Here is a 16,977-nt window from a genome sequence, read left to right as displayed (position 1 = left end):
CCCAAGCGTACCGACCGGAGCCGCCCCTCCCGGCCCGTCAGCGATCCTCGGTCTGCTCCGCGCCCCGCTGCCCCGGCGCCTCGGACTGGGCCAGGCGGTGCAGCCAGTTCGGCGGGCGGCTGTGCACCCGGCGGCGGATCTGCTCCCCGATGCGGCCGCCCGCCAGGTCGTTGGCCAGCTGGCAGGCCCGGGCCACGCCCTTGGCCCGGCTGTCTCCGTGCGCGATCACCACGGTCCCGTTCAGGCCCAGCAGCGCGGCGCCGCCGTAGGTCTCGCTGTCCAGCCGCTCGCGCAGGCCCCGCAGCGCCTTGCGCTGCAACAGCGCGCCCGCCTTGGCCGCGGTCGAGGAGGTCAGCGCAGCCTGCACGGCCTCCATCGCGAACGCGGCCGTGCCCTCCACCGACTTCAGCGCCACGTTGCCGGTGTGGCCGTCGGTCACCACCACGTCCACCTTGCGCGCGAGCAGGTCGTGGCCCTCGATGTTGCCCCGGAAGTCCATCGCCGGGGGCCCCTCCGCGGTGGCCGCCAGCAGCTCCGTCGCCCGGCGCACGAGCTTGTTGCCCTTGCCCGGCTCCGAGCCGATGGTGAGCACGCCCACCCTGGGCCTGCGCACCCCGAACGCGGTCTGGGCGTACGCGCAGCCCAGGTGCGCGAACTGCACCAGCATCTCGGGCTTGGCGTCGGCGTTGGCCCCGGCGTCCACCATGATCGTGGGCGTCTCGCCGGTGGGAAGGGTCACAGCCAGCGCCGGGCGCAGCACTCCGGGCTGGGTGCGCAGCCGCACGGTGGAGGTCGCCACGATCCCGCCGGTGGAACCGGCCGAGACCAGGGCGTCGGCGTCGCCCCGGCGGATCAGGCGGCAGGAGACGGCCGCGCTGGAGCGGGGCCGCCGCCAGCTGGCCAGGGCGCCCTCGTGCATGGCCAGGTTGTCCTCGGCGTGCACGACGGGGATGTCGCGCAGCGCGCCCTCCTCGGCGAGCAGCGCGGCGATCTCGCTGCGCCGTCCCACGAGCAGGACGCGCAGGCCGAGTTCGCGGACGGCGAGCACGGCTCCCCGCACGATCTCGACGGGCGCGTTGTCGCCGCCCATCGCGTCCACGGCGATGATCGGCGGGGACGAGCGCCGCGCGACGGACGCCTCCGCGTCGGGTGTACCAGTCAACTGTTCCCTCACGGGTGTGGTGGGCGGACGCGGAGACACGGTATCGGGTCGCGCGGTGGCGGCACCGTCGGGCACTTTCGTCTGCTCATGCGAGGATACTTCCCGTATGTCCAGGTCAGGACTGGACTTCCTGCATGATGGATAAAAGTCCCTAAACGGGGTATATCCGCTCGCTGCCCCGGGGAGTAATCACCCTCCGGCGGCACGCGACAACCACATCGAACACCTCCCGGTGGTCCGCCGGTGCGCACGCGCGCCGGAACCACCGGATCAGGGCTGCCCGCACCAACCCGGCGGGCGCCCTGCTCACCCGCAGAAAGGAGAGGCGTGAGCGTTACGCCAGACGTGGCAACGTCCCCGTCCGCCGGACGTCGGTTTCGTGCCTACACGACGAAACACCTCGACGAGCTCACCGCGCGAGCCGGGCTCGCCGCCGACGAGCGGCTCGCCGTGCAGGCGGTGGCCACCGTGCTGCCGTTCCGGGTCAACAGCTACGTCGTCGACGAGCTGATCGACTGGGACGCGGCTCCCGACGATCCGATCTACCGCCTGGTCTTCCCACAGGCGGACATGCTGCCCCAGGACGACGTGTCCCGGATCGCCGACCTGCTGCGCTCTGGCGCCCAGCGCAAGGAGCTGAACGAGGCCGCCAACCAGATCCGCGCCCGCCTGAACCCGCACCCCGCGGGCCAGATGGACCTCAACGTGCCCAAGCTGGCCAACGAGGAGCCCATCCCCGGCGTCCAGCACAAGTACAAGGAGACCGTGCTCTTCTTCCCCAAGCAGGGGCAGACCTGTCACGCGTACTGCACGTACTGCTTCCGCTGGGCCCAGTTCGTCGGCGACGCCGACCTGAAGTTCGCCTCCAGCGAGATCGACCAGCTCGTCGACTACGTCCGCTCGCACCCCGAGGTCACCAGCGTCCTGTTCACCGGCGGCGACCCGATGATCATGGGCGAGGGGGTCATCTCCAAGTACATCGAGCCGCTGCTGGAGATCGAGCACCTGGAGGCCATCCGCATCGGCACGAAGGCGCTGGCCTACTGGCCGCAGCGCTTCGTCACCGACCCGGACGCCGACGACACCCTGCGCCTGTTCGAGAAGGTCGTCGCCTCGGGCAAGAACCTCGCGTTCATGGCCCACTTCTCCCACCCCAACGAGATGCGGCCCGAGCTGGTCCAGGAGGCGGTGCGCCGCATCCGCGCGACCGGCGCCGTCATCCGCACGCAGGCGCCGCTGATCCGCACGATCAACGACGACTCCGCCGTGTGGGAGAGCATGTGGCGCACCCACCTGCGGCACGGCATGGTCCCGTACTACATGTTCGTCGAGCGTGACACGGGTCCGCAGGACTACTTCGCGGTGCCGCTGGCGGAGGCCTACGAGATCTTCCGCGGCGCCTACAAGAAGGTCTCGGGGCTGGCCCGCACGGTGCGCGGCCCGTCGATGTCGGCGACCCCGGGCAAGGTGTGCGTGGACGGCGTCACCGAGGTGGCGGGCCAGAAGGTCTTCGTCCTGCACTTCATCCAGGCGCGCGACCCCGAGCTGGTCGGCAGACCCTTCTTCGCCGAGTACGACGAGAAGGCCGCGTGGCTGTTCGACCTCAAGCCCGCCCTGGGCGCCACCCATCTGCCGTGGGAGCAGCCCCCGGTCGGCGCGTCCGGCGGCCTGGTCGACCCCACCCGCCTGTAGCACGGCCCGGCGCCGCGCGCGCCCCGGCCCCGAGGCCGGGGGAGGAGCGGACGGCGGTCCCGTCCCAGGGGAATTGGAGCGTCCCTGGGGCGGGCCCCGTCCGCCGCGCGCGGCCCCGGACACAAGACGGAGCCCGGCACCGCGGTGGTGCCGGGCTCCGCTCGCGTCCGCGCCGTGGACGGAGTGCGGGCCGCCGGACGGGTTCGGGTGGTCACGGCGGCCCTCGACGCGGACCCTTTCCGGGATGGTCTGAGGGGCGGGGGAGTCGGGTCAGCTCAGGAGGGCGTCGAAGTCGCCGGTCTTGGCGCCGCGCACGAAGGCCTCGATCTCGGCGGGGGTGTAGACGAGGGCCGGTCCCTGGGGGTCGCGCGAGTTGCGCACGGCGATGTCCCCGTCCGGTAGCGCGGCGACCTCGACACAGTTCCCGTCCGGGTTGCTCCAGCTGCTCTTGGTCCAGACGACCTTCGGCAGACTGCCGGCGGGAACGCCGTTGTAGATCGGATGCATCTCAACCTCCTGGAACGTGGGGGACGCGTGAGCGGGGTGTGTCCACACGCGGCGGTCCAGTCCACCGCGCCCGTTGTGTCGAACCCCCGGCCCCCACCGGGAAGACGACCCCGGGCATGGGTGGCCCTGTCCCCCGTTGGGCTGTTTCATCCCGGGTGCGAGCCAAAGCGTAGCTTATGCACGTGCATTCGTACTTACGGCGGTAAGTACTTATGCAAGCGCGCCGGGTGGTTCGGAGGCGGAACCGCACGTCACACCCGACGCGTCGGGTTCGGAAGGGGTTCGGCCCCTGCGGATCGTTGTCCGGTCGTGGCCGAAGGCGGCCATCGGGGGGCCGATTTCATGTGCGCAAAGCGAACGCCCGGGCGCGGAGAGCGACCAGGCGTGGTGCGGCGGTGGGGGAGGCGGTCGGCGGGGCGGCGTGGCTCCCGGGGCGGGGGACCGTCGGGGTGCTCGGAGTGGTCGGAGGAAGGGCGTCCCGAGGCGGGTACCCCGGTCAGGGGCTCGGGAACCGGCGGGCGGGGGCGGGGATCAGGAGTAGCGCTCCAGGAAGCCGCGGAGGATCTCCTCCGTGGCGGAGGGCGGCGGCGCCTGGGTGGCGAGGTGGTCCATCGTCTGCGCGTAGCGGTGGGTGTCGTCGTACTTGTCGAAGTACAGGGCGCTGCTCAGCTGCTCCAGGTAGACCACGTCGGGCAGCTGGGGGGTGGGGAAGCGCAGGATGCTGAAGGGGCCGCCCGCGGCGGGGTGGCCGCCCATGGCGAAGGTGGCGATCTGGAGGGTGATGTTGGGACGGCGGGCCATCTCGACCAGGTGCTCGATCTGTCCGCGCATCACCCGGGTGTCGCCGTAGGGGCGGTGCAGCACGGCCTCGTCGATGACCGCCCACAGTCTGGGCGCGTCCGGTTCGACGAATCTGCGCTGGCGGCGCATGCGCATCTGCACGCGACTGTCCACGTCCTCGTCCGAGGTGGCGGTCCGGGACAGGCGGATGACCGAGCGCGCGTAGTCCTCGCTCTGGAGCAGGCCCGGGACGAACTGCACCTCGAAGGTGCGGATGACCGACGCGGCCTCCTCCAGGCCGACGTAGACGCCGAACCAGTTCGGCAGCACGTCGCCGTACTTGTGCCACCAGCCCTGGGCGTTGGCGCTGGAGACCAGTCCGAGGAGGGCCTCGCGCTGGTCCGCCCGGTCCACGCCGTAGAGCTTGAGCAGGTCGTCCACGTCGCGGCGCTTGAAGCTGACCTGGCCCAGCTCCATGCGGCTGATCTTGGCGTGGGAGGCACGGATGGCGTATCCGGCGTCGTGCCGCGAAATCCCCTTCTCCTGCCGCAGCCGCCTCAGCTGCGTTCCCAGGAGAATGCGCAGCACGGTGGGGCCACCGCTGGAATTGGCCAGGAAATCCTGGGTGACCTGTAGTTTCGGTGCTTCTTCGGCGACCACATCGCCTCCTGGGCAACGGCTGTAACGGCTTTGGTGCGGGCGACCGCTCAGTATACCCACGGGGTTCGGTTACGGACAGAGGCGGTCGGGGATTGGGTTGGGGCCTATGGGCCCCTTGCGGGTCTGGTGTAAACACGGATGCCCGTCTGTGAATTCTGCGCAGGGGATCTACCAATAAGGGCACTTCGTCCTATACCCTGGGCCGGACGTTGAGCTGCACGTGCATCTGTGTCTTACAGATGTAAGCCACGATGGCCCCGAGGACGGGTCAACCGACAGCGCACTCGTGAGGACCGTGATGAACGCAGAGCTGGTGTCCTCGGAGACCGACTCCGAGCCCTCCTGGAGCCGCCCCTCTCTCGCGGAGGCCTCCCAAGCACTCCTGGGCGGCTGGTGGGACGACCCACTGGGCCGCCTCTCGGTCGGGGAGCGCGCGCGGACCAGGGACGCCGCGGCGGGCGCGTTCGCGGCCTCGCCGGAGTCGGTGCGCCGGGCACGCGAGTTCGCCTCCGGGGTCCTGGAGGAGTGGGGCTTCCGCGAGGAGCTGGAGGACGTCCGGCTCATCGTCTCCGAACTCGTGGGCAACGCCTGCCGCCACGCCCTCCCCGAGGGCGGCGCCCCCCGCGGCCGCGTCGTGGTCCAGCTCCGCCGCCTCGACGGCGGGCGGGGCGGAGCGGTGTGCATGGTCGCCGATTCCAGCGAGAAAGCCCCGGTCAGAGTGGACGCCCACCATTTCGCAGAGTCGGGCCGGGGGCTCGGCCTCGTCTCCGCTTTCAGCCGGGAATGGGGCTGGGAACCGGTGCGCGGCCGCGGAAAAATCGTGTGGGCGATATGCGGTGGTGAGGGCTGACGCACGCCTTCGAGGCGATGTCGGAAAAGGCCTCCGGGGCTGTGGACGGCACCGGACGGGCCGCCCGGGAAGAGTAGGCTGTCAACGCATGTCGGCATTTGGCCGACCGCGTCCTGAGCAGAGTTCCCTACACCCGATCCCCGGAGCGAGGCGTGACCGTGCTGGACACGGAACAGGACCAGTTCGTCTGTGACGGGATCACCGTCGTCGAGCTGGGCGGCGAGATCGACATCGCCACCGCCGAGGAGGCGTTCACCCGGATCACGGCCGCCGCCGCCGACGGCTGCGTCGCGGTGGACCTGTCCGAGGTGGAGTTCATCGACGCCTCGGGCGTCAACACCCTCGTGCGCGCCCTGCGCTTCGCCGCGGGGGCCCGGCACCACCTCCTCCTGGCCTGCCCCCCGCGCCAGCTGACCCGCATCCTCGACGTCCTGGGTCTGGGCGCGGTCCTGCCGACCCATCCCGACGTCCCCGCCGCACGCGCCGCCCACGACGGGTCGGGGCACGGAGCTCCGCGCTGATGGGAGCGTTCCCACGGGGGAGCGGAACCGGCCGCGCCGCCGACCCGGACGCGCGCCGCCCCCCGGACACCCCGGCCCCCGGAAACGGCAGGGGGCGCGCCCGGCGCCGCGCGCCGGACACGCCCCCTCCCCGCGGTCCCGCTGCTACTCGACCGTCACGCTCTTGGCCAGGTTGCGCGGCTGGTCCACGTCGTTGCCCTTGGCCAGGGCCAGCTCACAGGCGAACACCTGCATGGGGATCGTGGACACGAGCGGCTGGAGCAGGGTCGGCACGGCCGGGATGGGGATGAGCACGTCCGCGTACGGGCGGACCACCTCGTCGCCCTCCTCGGCGATGACGATGGTGCGGGCGCCGCGGGCGCGCACCTCCTGGATGTTGGACACGATCTTGTCGTGCAGCACGCTGCGGCCCTCGGGGGAGGGCACCACCACGACGACCGGCACACCGTCCTCGATCAGCGCGATCGACCCGTGCTTGAGCTCACCGGCGGCGAACGCCTCGGCGTGCATGTACGCCAGCTCCTTGAGCTTGAGCGCGCCCTCCATCGCCACGGGGTAGCCCACGTGGCGGCCCAGGAACAGCACCGTGTCCGCGTCGGCCAGCGACCGGGCCAGCTCGCGGACCGGCTCGGCCGTCTCCAGGACCCGCTCGATCTGCTCGGGCATGGTGGCCAGCTGGGCGATCACGGCGTTGATCTCGTCGCCGAACTTCAGCCCGCGCACCTGCGCCAGGTACAGGCCGATCAGGTAGCAGGCGGCCAGCTGGGTGAGGAAGGTCTTGGTGGCGGCGACGCCGACCTCCGGACCCGCGTGCGTGTACAGCACGCCGTCGGACTCGCGCGGGATGGTGGACCCGTTGACGTTGCAGATGGCCAGCACCCGGGCGCGCTGCTCGCGGGCGTAGCGGACCGCCATCAGGGTGTCCATGCTCTCGCCGGACTGGGAGATGGCGATGACCAGGGTCTGCTGGTCCAGGATCGGGTCCCGGTAGCGGAACTCGCTGGCCACCTCGACCTCGCACGGGATGCGGCACCAGTGCTCGATGGCGTACTTGGCGATCAGGCCCGCGTGGTAGGAGGTGCCGCAGGCGATGATGACGATCTTCTCGACCGAGCGCAGGTCCTCGGGGGACAGGCGCATCTCGTCCAGGGTGAGCTGGCCGTCCACCGTCACGCGGCCCAGGAGGGTGTCGGCCACCGCGCGCGGCTGCTCGACGATCTCCTTGAGCATGAAGTAGTCGTAGCCGCCCTTCTCGGCGGCGGAGGCGTCCCAGTCCACGTGGTACTCGCGCACGTCGACGGGGTTGCCTTCGTAGTCGGTCACCGTGATCGAGTCCGCGCGCAGCTCCACGACCTGGTCCTGGCCCAGCTCGACCGCCTCGCGGGTGTGGGCGATGAACGCCGCCACGTCGCTGGCCAGGAAGTTCTCGCCCTCACCGCGGCCGACGACCAGCGGGGAGTTGCGGCGGGCCGCCACGACCAGGTCGGGGTCGTCCACGGAGACGGCCACGAGGGTGAACGCGCCCTCCAGCCGCTTGCACACCGCGCGCATGGCGGCGGGCAGCTCGCCGGTCCGGGCCAGCTCGGTGTTGAGCAGGTGGGCGGCGACCTCGGTGTCGGTCTCGGAGAGGAACTTGCAGCCCTTCTCCTCCAGCTCCAGGCGCAGCGCGGCGAAGTTCTCGATGATGCCGTTGTGGACGACGGCGACGCGGTTGTCGTTGTCCACGTGGGGGTGGGCGTTCACGTCGTTGGGCGCACCGTGTGTGGCCCAGCGCGTGTGCCCGATCCCGGCGCCGTCGCCGCTGACGGGCCGCTCCTCCAGCGCCCGGCGCAGGTTCGCGAGCTTGCCCGCGCGCTTCTCGGTGCGCAGAGCACCGTCGCCCAGCACAGCCACACCCGCGGAGTCATATCCGCGGTACTCCAACCTTGCGAGGCCGTCCACGACGACTTCAAGCGCCGGTTGCGGCCCGACGTAGCCAACGATTCCGCACATGGCCGCCAGCGTAAGCGAAGAAGCCGGTCGAATCGACCAACCAGGCATCCATACCACTGGTCGTTTTCCCAGGTAGCGGTATAGACCATTTGGTGCATGGGGAGTAGACCGCGCAGGTCGGGGGCATGGGGAGGCAACGAGTGGAACCGATTCCACCCCCCGGGAAGGGGCGGCAAAATTTTGGGGGTGCGTGTCGTGAACATGTGGTTTACGGCACGTTTCGGGGTCCATTGAGGGACTTGTGGGGACCGGCCGCCCGTCGCGGTCGACCCCCTGCTCTAGGGTGGTCATTCGTGTCTCACACGACGAAGAACGGCTTCTCCACGCCGTACGTGGAGATGGACCGGGAGGCCTGGGCCGCGCTCCGGGCCTCCACACCCCTGTCCCTGACCGAGGCGGACCTCGCCCAGCTCCGCGGCACCACCGACCCCACCTCCCTGGAGGACGTGCGGGACGTCTACCTGCCGCTGTCGCGACTGCTCAACCTCTACGTGGGCGCGACCCAGCAGCGGCACTCCGCCGTGCGCGCCTTCCTCGGCGAGTCCGACCGCCCGTCGCCGTTCATCATCGGCGTCGCGGGCAGCGTCGCGGTCGGCAAGTCCACCACCGCGCGCCTCCTGCGCTCCCTGCTGGCCCAGTGGCCCAACCACCCGGACGTGGAACTGGTCAGCACCGACAACTTCCTGCACGCCAACGCGGTGCTGGAGTCGCGCGGCCTGATGCGCCGCAAGGGCTTCCCCGAGAGCTACGACCGCCGCGCCCTGGTGCGCTTCGTGTCCGAGATGAAGGCGGGGGCCGACCGGATCGACATCCCCGTCTACTCCCACCTGAACTACGACATCGTGCCGGACGAGCGCCAGACCGTGCACCGCCCCGACATCCTCATCGTCGAGGGCATCAACGTCCTCCAGCCCCCCGCCGCGGGGCGCCTGGCCGTGGCCGACTTCTTCGACTTCTCCATCTACGTGGACGCCAAGGTCGAGAACATCCGCGGCTGGTACCTCGACCGCTTCCGCGAGCTGCGCCGCACCGCGTTCTCCGACCCGCGCTCCTACTTCCACCACATGGCCACCGCCATCGGTGAGGAGGAGGCGCTGGAGTTCGCCGCCAACACCTGGCGCACCATCAACGAGGTCAACCTCGTGGAGAACATCCGCCCCACCCGGGGACGGGCCACCCTGATCCTGTACAAGGGCGACGACCACCGCGTGCGGCGGGTGCGGCTGCGCAAGACCTGACCGGCCGAACGCCCGGACCGGGTCCCGCCCCCGGCACGGAGCCCGAGGGCGGGGCCCGCCTCAGCTATCCCGCCGTCGTGGCCGTGTCGACCAGAACGCCGACCGCCACGAGCAGGACCAGCACGCCGAGGATCACGAGCCCGAGCAGGTAGGGGTGCCGCTCGACCCACGTCACCAAGCCGGGACGGAACCTCTGGAGCTCCTTGGGGGTCACAGGGCCCTCGGGGCCGCTGGACGGCAGTCCGAGCGCGTCGACCAGCCGGTCCATGTCCGCGCGCCTGTAGAGGTTGCCGTAGACCGTGACGAGCACACCGCCGTGCGCGTCGAGGAGGAACAGGGTGTCGACGGGACCCCCGCGCGGCTGGACGACGGTCGCCCGGATCGTCCACACGGCACGCGCCCGTGACCGCCGCCGTCGGAAGAGCGCCCCCTTGAGGACGATCTCGCGCGGGGTCAGGACGATCCTTGCGCGGTACACGTGCGCGGTCAGGAACGCGATCAGCACGCCCCACACCGCCGCCGACACCAGGGCCGCCTCCGCGCCGATACGCCACCCGACACCGGCGGTCACGGCCACGGCGACCACCGCCCCGACGGCCAGCCGGGTCCACCCCGTCCGCAGGTCGGGTCGTAGTACGAGGTCGCCCTGGACTCGGTGCATGTGAGTACCTTCCTTCCCGGTTCTTCGGACGGTCCCGTGCCCGCGTTGGTTCCCGACACCTCCGGGCGGTCGCGCACCGGCGGCACAGCCGGGGACCCGGGTTCGGACCGGTTTGGCGGGGGAGCACCCGGGGGGTAAGGTGGTGCCTCTTTTCGGCCGCGCCCCCTGAACGGGTGCTGTGCGCTCTCACGGATCGGAACGAACCGGGCCCTCGCGGCGACCGGGGCGGGACCCGCGCACGCGCGAAGCCGCCTCCCTGTCCCGCCGATCCTTCCGAGGTCGCCGCATGTCCACGACCGATTCCTCCGCCGTGCCCGTGAGCCCCGAACTCCGGGCCGAGCGCGACCGCCTCGCCGCCGCCCGCGCCGCCCTGGACCGGATGCGCGAGGAGGTCGAGGGCAGCGAACTCGTCCTGGGCGACGTCGTCAACGACAAGGTCACCAACGCCGCCCTGCGCCGCGGCCGCGAACGCCGCCTCGCGGCCCTGGCCGACGTCCCCGGGGCCCCGCTGTTCTTCGGCCGCCTCGACTTCGAACCGGGCACCGTCTTCCTGGACGACGACGTGTCCGACGGCGCCGGGCCCGACCGGATCCACATCGGCCGCCGCCACGTCCACGACGGCGACGGGCGCCCGATGGTCCTGGACTGGCGCGCCCCCATCTGCGTCGCCTACTACCGGGCCTCGCCCGGCGACCGGATGGACGTGCGCCTGCGCCGCCGCTACGGCTTCACCACGATCGACCACGGCCGCGACGCCGACCCAGAGGTGGTGCTCACCGCCTTCGAGGACGAGCCGCTCACCACCGCCCCGACCGGGACCGGCCGGCCCGGCAGCGCCCTGCTGGACGCGGAGATCGAACGCCCCCGCACCGGGCCCATGCGCGACATCGTCGCCACCATCCAGCCCGAGCAGGACGGCCTGGTCCGCGCCCCGCTCACCACCACCCTGTGCGTGCAGGGCGCGCCCGGCACCGGCAAGACCGCCGTGGGCCTGCACCGCATCGCCTTCCTCCTCTACACCGAGCGCGAACGCCTCTCCCGCTCCGGCGTGGCGATCGTCGGTCCCAACCGCTCCTTCCTCTCCTACATCCGCGACGTCCTGCCCGCCCTGGGCGAGGTGGACGTCCAGCAGACCACCGTCACCGAGATGCTCACCGCCGGGCTGCCCGAGCGGTCCCGCCCCGCCGCCGGGTGGGTGCGCCGCACCGAGGAGCCCCGCGCCGCCCGGATCAAGGGCCGGGCCCGCATGGCCGAGGTGGTCCGCCGCGACCTGTGGTCGCACCTGCGCGCGCCCGAGGAGGCGGTCATGGTCCGCCGCGGGTCGCGCCGCTGGCGCCTGTACCCCGAGGACCTGCGCCCCCTCCTGGACGAGCTGGCCGAACGCGGCGTCGCCTACGGCTCCGGGCGCGAACTCCTCTCCCACCGCATCGCCCACGCCGTGCTCTCCCTCATGGAGGCCCAGGGCGAGGTCTGCGACGACCGCACCCACGCCCAGGTGCGCCGCGACCCCGCCGTGAAGTCGGCCGTCACCGCCATGTGGCCCAAGGCCGACCCGCTCAAGCTGGTGCTCGGCCTGCTCACCGACCCCGAACGCCTGGCCCGCGCCGCCGAGGGGCTGCTCACCGCCGAGGAGCAGGCCGCCGTCCTGTTGCCGGGGAGGCCCCGCGGCCCCAAGGCGGCGCTGTGGTCGGAGGAGGACCTGGCCCTGGTGGACGAGGCCGCCGCACTCATCGAGCGCCCCGTCGGGCTCGGCCACATCGTGGTGGACGAGGCCCAGGACCTGAGCCCCGTGCAGTGCCGGGCGATCGGCCGCCGCTGCGTGTCCGGCTCCCTTACCGTGCTCGGCGACATCGCCCAGGGCACCAGCCCCTCGGCGGCCGTCAACTGGTCCACGCTCCTGGAGCACCTGGGCAAACCCACCGGCCACCTGAGCGTCCTGGACCGCGGCTACCGCGTCCCCGCCCAGATCATCGACTTCGCCGCCCGCCTGCTGCCCGCGATCGCGCCCGGACTCGGCGCGCCCGTCGCCGTGCGCCGCGCGCCCGGGGCGCTGCGGATCACCCCCGCCGAGGGCGGCCTGGCCGCGTCGGTCGCCGACGCCTGCCGCACCGCGCTCAGGGGCGAGGGTTCGGTCGGCCTCATCGCCGCCGACGCCGACCTGCCCGCCCTGCGCGAGGCCGTCGAAGCCGAGGGGCTGGCCGCGCCGCTACTGGGGGAGGCGGGCGCCGGGCCGGACGCGGGCCGCCTGGTCGCGGTCCCCGCGAGCCTGGCCAAGGGCCTGGAGTTCGACGCCGTGGTGGTCGCCGAGCCCGCCGCCATCGCCGAGGCCGAGGAACGCGGCGTCAACCGGCTCTACGTGGTGCTCACCCGCGCGGTGAGCACCCTGCACGTGGTGCACGCGCGCCCCCTGCCGGAGGCCCTGCGCGACACCGGGGAGTGACGGCGGGCGGGAGCGCGCCGGGCGCCGCTCCCGCCCCCGTTCCTCAGTGCTCGACGCGGGCGCGCCGGGGCGTCCAGGACCGCTTCCACAGGCTGGGCAGCAGACCCGCGGTGAGCAGCCACAGGGCCACCGCCACCAGGTGGATCCGTTGCAGGGCGCTGAACACGACCCCCGGGTCGCCGTCGCCCCCGCCCGCGTAGACCCGTACCGCCGCGACCAGGACGGCGACGGCGGTGACCAGCTGGAGCGCCGCCACGACGGCCACCAGCGGCCACTTTCCGTCGCCCATCCTGCGCCGGTCCACCGCCAGCACGATCGCGCCCGCCAGCGCGGCCAGGAGCGCGACCGCCGCGACCACGGCCTGGGCCGCCGTGGCCCCCTCCAGCCCCTCCGCCAGCGACTCCGCCGCGCACGGGACGTCCGTGGACACCACGCACGGCCCGGGGAAGAACGTGGCGATCAGCGACGCCGCGCCGAACACGAGCATGCACCACCACGACACCGCCAGCAGGTGCCCCGTCCGCTCCCGCGCGCCCAGCCCGAGCCCGATCCCGGCGGCGATCATCACCAGGATCGCCGCGATGCGGTGCGCACTCTCCAGGAACCTGGCGAAATCGGAATTCTGGACGGCCAGGGCCCCCTGGGCCGCAGTGCTGTCGGGCAGCACGACCTCCGCGACCCACAGGCTGTACACGAGCGCGGCCACCACGGCCGCGACCCTTCCGTCCCTGTAGTCCCAGTGCATCTGTGTGGAGTGCGACATCGTGCCCCCTGCCTTCCACGGGTTCCCGCGCCCCGCCCGAACCCCCCGAAGGGCGTGCGGTCGAACCCACCCCTGTGTCGCAACCCCCTACCCGGGGTGCCCCGTCTCACCCAACTCGCGTCGGCACCGTTATCCACGGGTGTGTGTTCACACGGCATCATCGGGGGACACCGGCGGAATACGCGGGGCAGGGACGGCCGACGAGAAGGGCGCACGCATGGACGGCGCATCCACGACGCGATGGGTGATCGTGGGGGTCGACGGCACGGAATCCAGCCGCCACGCGCTGGAGTGGTCGGCGCACCAGGCGATGCTGCGCGGCCTCGGGGTCCGGATCGTCGCGGCCGCGGGGCCGCTGGCCTCGGTCGGCGTGTTCGCGGGGCACGGGCACGCGGACCCCGACGTCGCCCCGGACGTGTTCCCCGACGAGGCCGACGCCCAGGGGGCGGAGTCCCTGCTGGAGTACGCCGGGGACTGGGTGGCGCGGCTCTTCCCCGAGCTGCGGGTGGAGAAGCGCCTGTCCTACGCCCGACCGGTGGAGGCCCTGCTCGCGGAGGCCTCCGCGGAGGGCGCCGTAGCCGTGGTGGTCGGCTCGCGCGGGCTGAGCGGGATCGTGGCCGCGTTCGTCGGCTCCGTGGGCATCGAGCTGGCCGCCCGCGCGCCCGTCCCGGTGATCGTGCTGCCCCGGGAGCACGCCTCCGCGCACGGTGTGCGCGGCCGGGTGATCGTGGGCATCGACGGGTCCGAGCCGAGCAGGCGCGCGGTGGACTTCGCCTTCGCGCAGGCCGACTTCGCCGACACCGAACTGGTGGCGGTGAGCGCCTGGCAGCCGCTGGTGGCCTTCGCCGCCGCGACCGGGCCCATCCCGCCCGAGCTGTTCGACGACGCGACCGCCGCCGAGGCCGCCCGGCAGGCCCTGGAGGAGGAGCTGGCCGGGCCCCGCACGCGCCACACCGGCGTGACGGTGCGCACCCGGGTCGTGCGCGCCCACCCCGTGATCGCCCTGCTGGAGGAGGCCACCCCCGCCGACCTCATCGTGGTCGGCTCGCGCGGACGCGGGGGCTTTCGCGGGCTGCTGCTCGGTTCGGTGAGCCACTCCGTCCTGCACGGGGCCAGGGGGCCCGTCGCCATCCTGCGCTGATCCGGACCGGCCCGTCCTGCGCTGTCCCGCTCCGGCCCGTCCCGGGTTGATTCGGACCGGCTCGCCCTGAGCTGATCCAGGCAGGTTCGTTCCGCGCCGATCCGACCCGTCGCCGTCCTGCCGCCGTCGCGGGCCGGCTCCGCTTCCACTGCTCCCACCTGCGAAGACGCGCCTTCGTGTCAGTGGTGCGGCGGCAGAGGTCTAGTGCCCGTCCGGAGCCCGCGACCGGATGCCGGACACGTAGTGTGACGAACAGCACGGTGTGTCGGTCGTGGCACCCGGTTCCCCTTCCGACAGGGGAACCCGCTCCCAACAGCACCGGAACGGCCTCCGACCGGTCCCCGTTCGTGCGCGTACGTACCCGGTGGTAGACCACGCGGAACCCTTGCTGCGCAGGGGAATCCGTTCTTCCGGCATGAGTTCTATAGACCATTGGCCTAAACCAATTGGTCACTGCGGGGGATCGTCGTTCATGATGCGAGAGATCTCGACCTTGAGAAGGAGCCGCTGTGACTGCCGTGGATACCGACGTGGACGCGCCGACCGAACACGAGGAGCTCGTCTCCTGGGTGCGGGAGGTCGCCGAGCTCACGCAGCCGGACGAGATCGTGTGGTGCGACGGTTCCGAGGAGGAGTGGACCCGCCTGACCGACCAGCTGGTCGAGCAGGGCACCTTCGTCCGCCTCAACCCGGACAAGCGCCCCAACAGCTTCTACTGCAAGTCCGACCCGAGCGACGTCGCCCGGGTCGAGGACCGCACCTTCATCTGCTCCGAGCGCGAGAGCGACGCGGGCCCCACCAACAACTGGATCGCCCCCGACGAGATGCGCGCCACCTTCGGCGAGGTCTTCCGGGGCGCCATGCGCGGGCGCACCATGTACGTCGTGCCCTTCTGCATGGGACCGCTGGGCGGCGACATCTCCCAGCTCGGGGTCGAGATCACCGACTCCCCGTACGTCGTGGTGTCCATGCGCATCATGGCCCGCATGGGCAGCGCCGCCCTGCGCCTGATCGAGGAGCGCGGCGAGTTCGTCAGGGCCGTCCACTCCGTGGGCGCCCCGCTGGAGCCCGGTCAGCAGGACGTCGCCTGGCCCTGCAACTCCACCAAGTACATCTCGCACTTCCCCGAGACCCGTGAGATCTGGTCCTACGGCTCGGGCTACGGCGGCAACGCCCTGCTCGGCAAGAAGTGCTACGCGCTGCGCATCGCCTCGGTGATGGCCCGTGATGAGGGCTGGCTCGCCGAGCACATGCTCATCCTCAAGGTCACCCCGCCCGAGGGCCGGTCGCACTACGTCGCCGCCGCCTTCCCGAGCGCCTGCGGCAAGACCAACCTGGCCATGCTCCAGCCGACCATCCCGGGCTGGAAGGTCGAGACGGTGGGCGACGACATCGCCTGGATGCGCTTCGACCAGCAGGGTCAGCTGCGCGCCATCAACCCCGAGGCCGGGTTCTTCGGCGTCGCGCCCGGCACCGGCGAGAAGACCAACGCCAACGCCGTGGAGACCCTCTGGGGCAACAGCATCTTCACCAACGTCGCGCTGACCGAGGACGGCGACGTGTGGTGGGAGGGCCTCACCGAGGAGCCGCCCGCGGGCCTCACCGACTGGAAGGGCCGCCCCTGGACGCCGGAGTCGGGTGAGCCCGCCGCCCACCCGAACTCCCGCTTCACCACCCCGGCCGGGCAGGCGCCGACCATCGCCGACGAGTGGGAGGACCCGGCGGGCGTGCCGATCTCGGCCATCCTGTTCGGCGGCCGACGCGCCACCGCCGTGCCGCTGGTCACCGAGTCCTTCAGCTGGCAGCACGGCGTCTACCTGGGCGCCAACGTCTCCTCGGAGAAGACCGCCGCCGCCGAGGGCTCGGTGGGCGAGCTGCGCCGCGACCCCTTCGCCATGCTGCCGTTCTGCGGCTACAACATGGGCGACTACTTCGCCCACTGGGTGAAGCTGGGCCAGGCGGCCGACCAGGCCGAGCTGCCCCGGATCTTCTACGTCAACTGGTTCAAGAAGGACGCCGAGGGCCGCATCGTCTGGCCCGGGTTCGGTGAGAACAGCCGCGTCATCAAGTGGATCGTCGAGCGGCTGGAGGGCGAGGCCGAGGCCGTCGAGACCCCGATCGGCCGCCTGCCCGTGGCCGGCGGCATCGACACCGAGGGGCTGGACGTCTCCGACGAGGACATGGCCTTCGTGCTCGACGTCGACACCGAGGTCTGGAAGCAGGAGGCCGCGCTGGTGCCGGAGTTCTTCAAGACCTTCGGCGACCACCTGCCCGGCGAGCTGTGGGACGAGTACCACGCCCTGCTGGACCGCCTGGAGAACCGGTAACGACCACGACGGGGGCCTGACGGCCCCCTGACCCCGGGTCCCCTTCCGCGCACGGGGCCCGTGGGGGAGGGGCGCGGGCACGACGGTGCCCGCGCCCCTTCCTCGTGCGGTCACCATGTGCCGCGCGGCATCGGCGGTGCCGGGGAACGCGATCGTTGCCCTATGGCAATTGTTGTCGTCGGGGCCGATTCCGGCCACCGAGCCCATCGGGTCGCGGGGACGCCGTCCGGCGCACGCAACGCC

13 protein-coding genes are annotated in these 16,977 nt (G+C 72.0%); 7 read left to right on the top strand and 6 right to left on the bottom strand.

The features are described from left to right. Nucleotides 1–37: 37 nt before the first annotated feature. The gene (gene plsX, locus AC0VX6_RS24800) at nucleotides 38–1,162 is read right to left on the bottom strand and encodes a phosphate acyltransferase PlsX (protein ID WP_274974900.1); all 1,125 of its coding nucleotides are present in this window, start codon (nucleotides 1,160–1,162) and stop codon (nucleotides 38–40) included. A 345-nt stretch (nucleotides 1,163–1,507) separates the two neighbouring features. Here plsX and AC0VX6_RS24795 point away from each other — a divergent pair, with 345 nt between their 5' ends. Continuing rightward, entirely contained in the window at nucleotides 1,508–2,854 is a 1,347-nt protein-coding gene (locus tag AC0VX6_RS24795; RefSeq protein WP_274978254.1) for a KamA family radical SAM protein, read from the top strand. Between the two features lie 270 nt (nucleotides 2,855–3,124). Here AC0VX6_RS24795 and AC0VX6_RS24790 read toward each other — a convergent pair whose 3' ends face one another. After that, complete coding sequence (locus tag AC0VX6_RS24790) at nucleotides 3,125–3,361, bottom strand: DUF397 domain-containing protein (RefSeq protein ID WP_047868858.1); 237 nt, start codon at nucleotides 3,359–3,361, stop codon at nucleotides 3,125–3,127. A gap of 531 nt (nucleotides 3,362–3,892) precedes the next feature. Further along, the gene (locus AC0VX6_RS24785; RefSeq protein WP_372491864.1) at nucleotides 3,893–4,729 is read right to left on the bottom strand and encodes a helix-turn-helix domain-containing protein; all 837 of its coding nucleotides are present in this window, start codon (nucleotides 4,727–4,729) and stop codon (nucleotides 3,893–3,895) included. 370 nt (nucleotides 4,730–5,099) lie between these two features. Between AC0VX6_RS24785 and AC0VX6_RS24780 the strand changes: the two genes are divergently transcribed. Both AC0VX6_RS24780 and AC0VX6_RS24775 read left to right on the top strand, forming a co-directional pair. Then, nucleotides 5,100–5,651 carry an ATP-binding protein gene (locus AC0VX6_RS24780; protein ID WP_274974898.1) on the top strand — a complete coding sequence of 184 codons (552 nt, stop codon included), beginning with the start codon at nucleotides 5,100–5,102 and terminating at the stop codon, nucleotides 5,649–5,651. A gap of 152 nt (nucleotides 5,652–5,803) precedes the next feature. Next, nucleotides 5,804–6,172, top strand: a complete 369-nt coding sequence (locus tag AC0VX6_RS24775) for an STAS domain-containing protein (protein ID WP_475466274.1) — start codon at nucleotides 5,804–5,806, stop codon at nucleotides 6,170–6,172. Nucleotides 6,173–6,316: 144 nt separating this feature from the next. On the opposite strand, the gene glmS is transcribed toward AC0VX6_RS24775, so the two are convergent. Further along, on the bottom strand, nucleotides 6,317–8,164 hold the full coding sequence (gene glmS, locus AC0VX6_RS24770; protein WP_274974896.1) for a glutamine--fructose-6-phosphate transaminase (isomerizing): 1,848 nt from the start codon (nucleotides 8,162–8,164) through the stop codon (nucleotides 6,317–6,319). A 332-nt stretch (nucleotides 8,165–8,496) separates the two neighbouring features. Between glmS and coaA the strand changes: the two genes are divergently transcribed. Further along, nucleotides 8,497–9,402 (top strand): type I pantothenate kinase, encoded by a 906-nt coding sequence (gene coaA, locus AC0VX6_RS24765; protein ID WP_274978253.1) that lies wholly within the window; start codon nucleotides 8,497–8,499, stop codon nucleotides 9,400–9,402. Nucleotides 9,403–9,466: 64 nt separating this feature from the next. On the opposite strand, the gene AC0VX6_RS24760 is transcribed toward coaA, so the two are convergent. Beyond that, a complete protein-coding gene (locus AC0VX6_RS24760) occupies nucleotides 9,467–10,063 on the bottom strand; it encodes a hypothetical protein (RefSeq protein WP_274974895.1) in 597 nt (198 codons plus the stop codon). A 286-nt stretch (nucleotides 10,064–10,349) separates the two neighbouring features. Between AC0VX6_RS24760 and AC0VX6_RS24755 the strand changes: the two genes are divergently transcribed. Further along, entirely contained in the window at nucleotides 10,350–12,503 is a 2,154-nt protein-coding gene (locus AC0VX6_RS24755; RefSeq protein WP_475466272.1) for a HelD family protein, read from the top strand. A 43-nt stretch (nucleotides 12,504–12,546) separates the two neighbouring features. Here the strand turns inward: AC0VX6_RS24755 and AC0VX6_RS24750 are convergent, their stop codons facing one another. Further along, nucleotides 12,547–13,266, bottom strand: coding sequence for a DUF998 domain-containing protein (locus tag AC0VX6_RS24750; RefSeq protein WP_475466270.1), 720 nt, complete (start codon nucleotides 13,264–13,266; stop codon nucleotides 12,547–12,549). 217 nt (nucleotides 13,267–13,483) lie between these two features. Here AC0VX6_RS24750 and AC0VX6_RS24745 point away from each other — a divergent pair, with 217 nt between their 5' ends. Beyond that, complete coding sequence (locus AC0VX6_RS24745; RefSeq protein WP_475466269.1) at nucleotides 13,484–14,407, top strand: universal stress protein; 924 nt, start codon at nucleotides 13,484–13,486, stop codon at nucleotides 14,405–14,407. A 518-nt stretch (nucleotides 14,408–14,925) separates the two neighbouring features. Continuing rightward, the gene (locus AC0VX6_RS24740; RefSeq protein WP_475469437.1) at nucleotides 14,926–16,734 is read left to right on the top strand and encodes a phosphoenolpyruvate carboxykinase (GTP); all 1,809 of its coding nucleotides are present in this window, start codon (nucleotides 14,926–14,928) and stop codon (nucleotides 16,732–16,734) included. Nucleotides 16,735–16,977: the final 243 nt, after the last annotated feature.

The organism is Nocardiopsis sp. iso_25 (assembly GCF_056173305.1).
The sequence above is the reverse complement of the archived record's forward strand: the minus strand, read 5'-3'. Positions and strand labels throughout refer to the sequence as shown.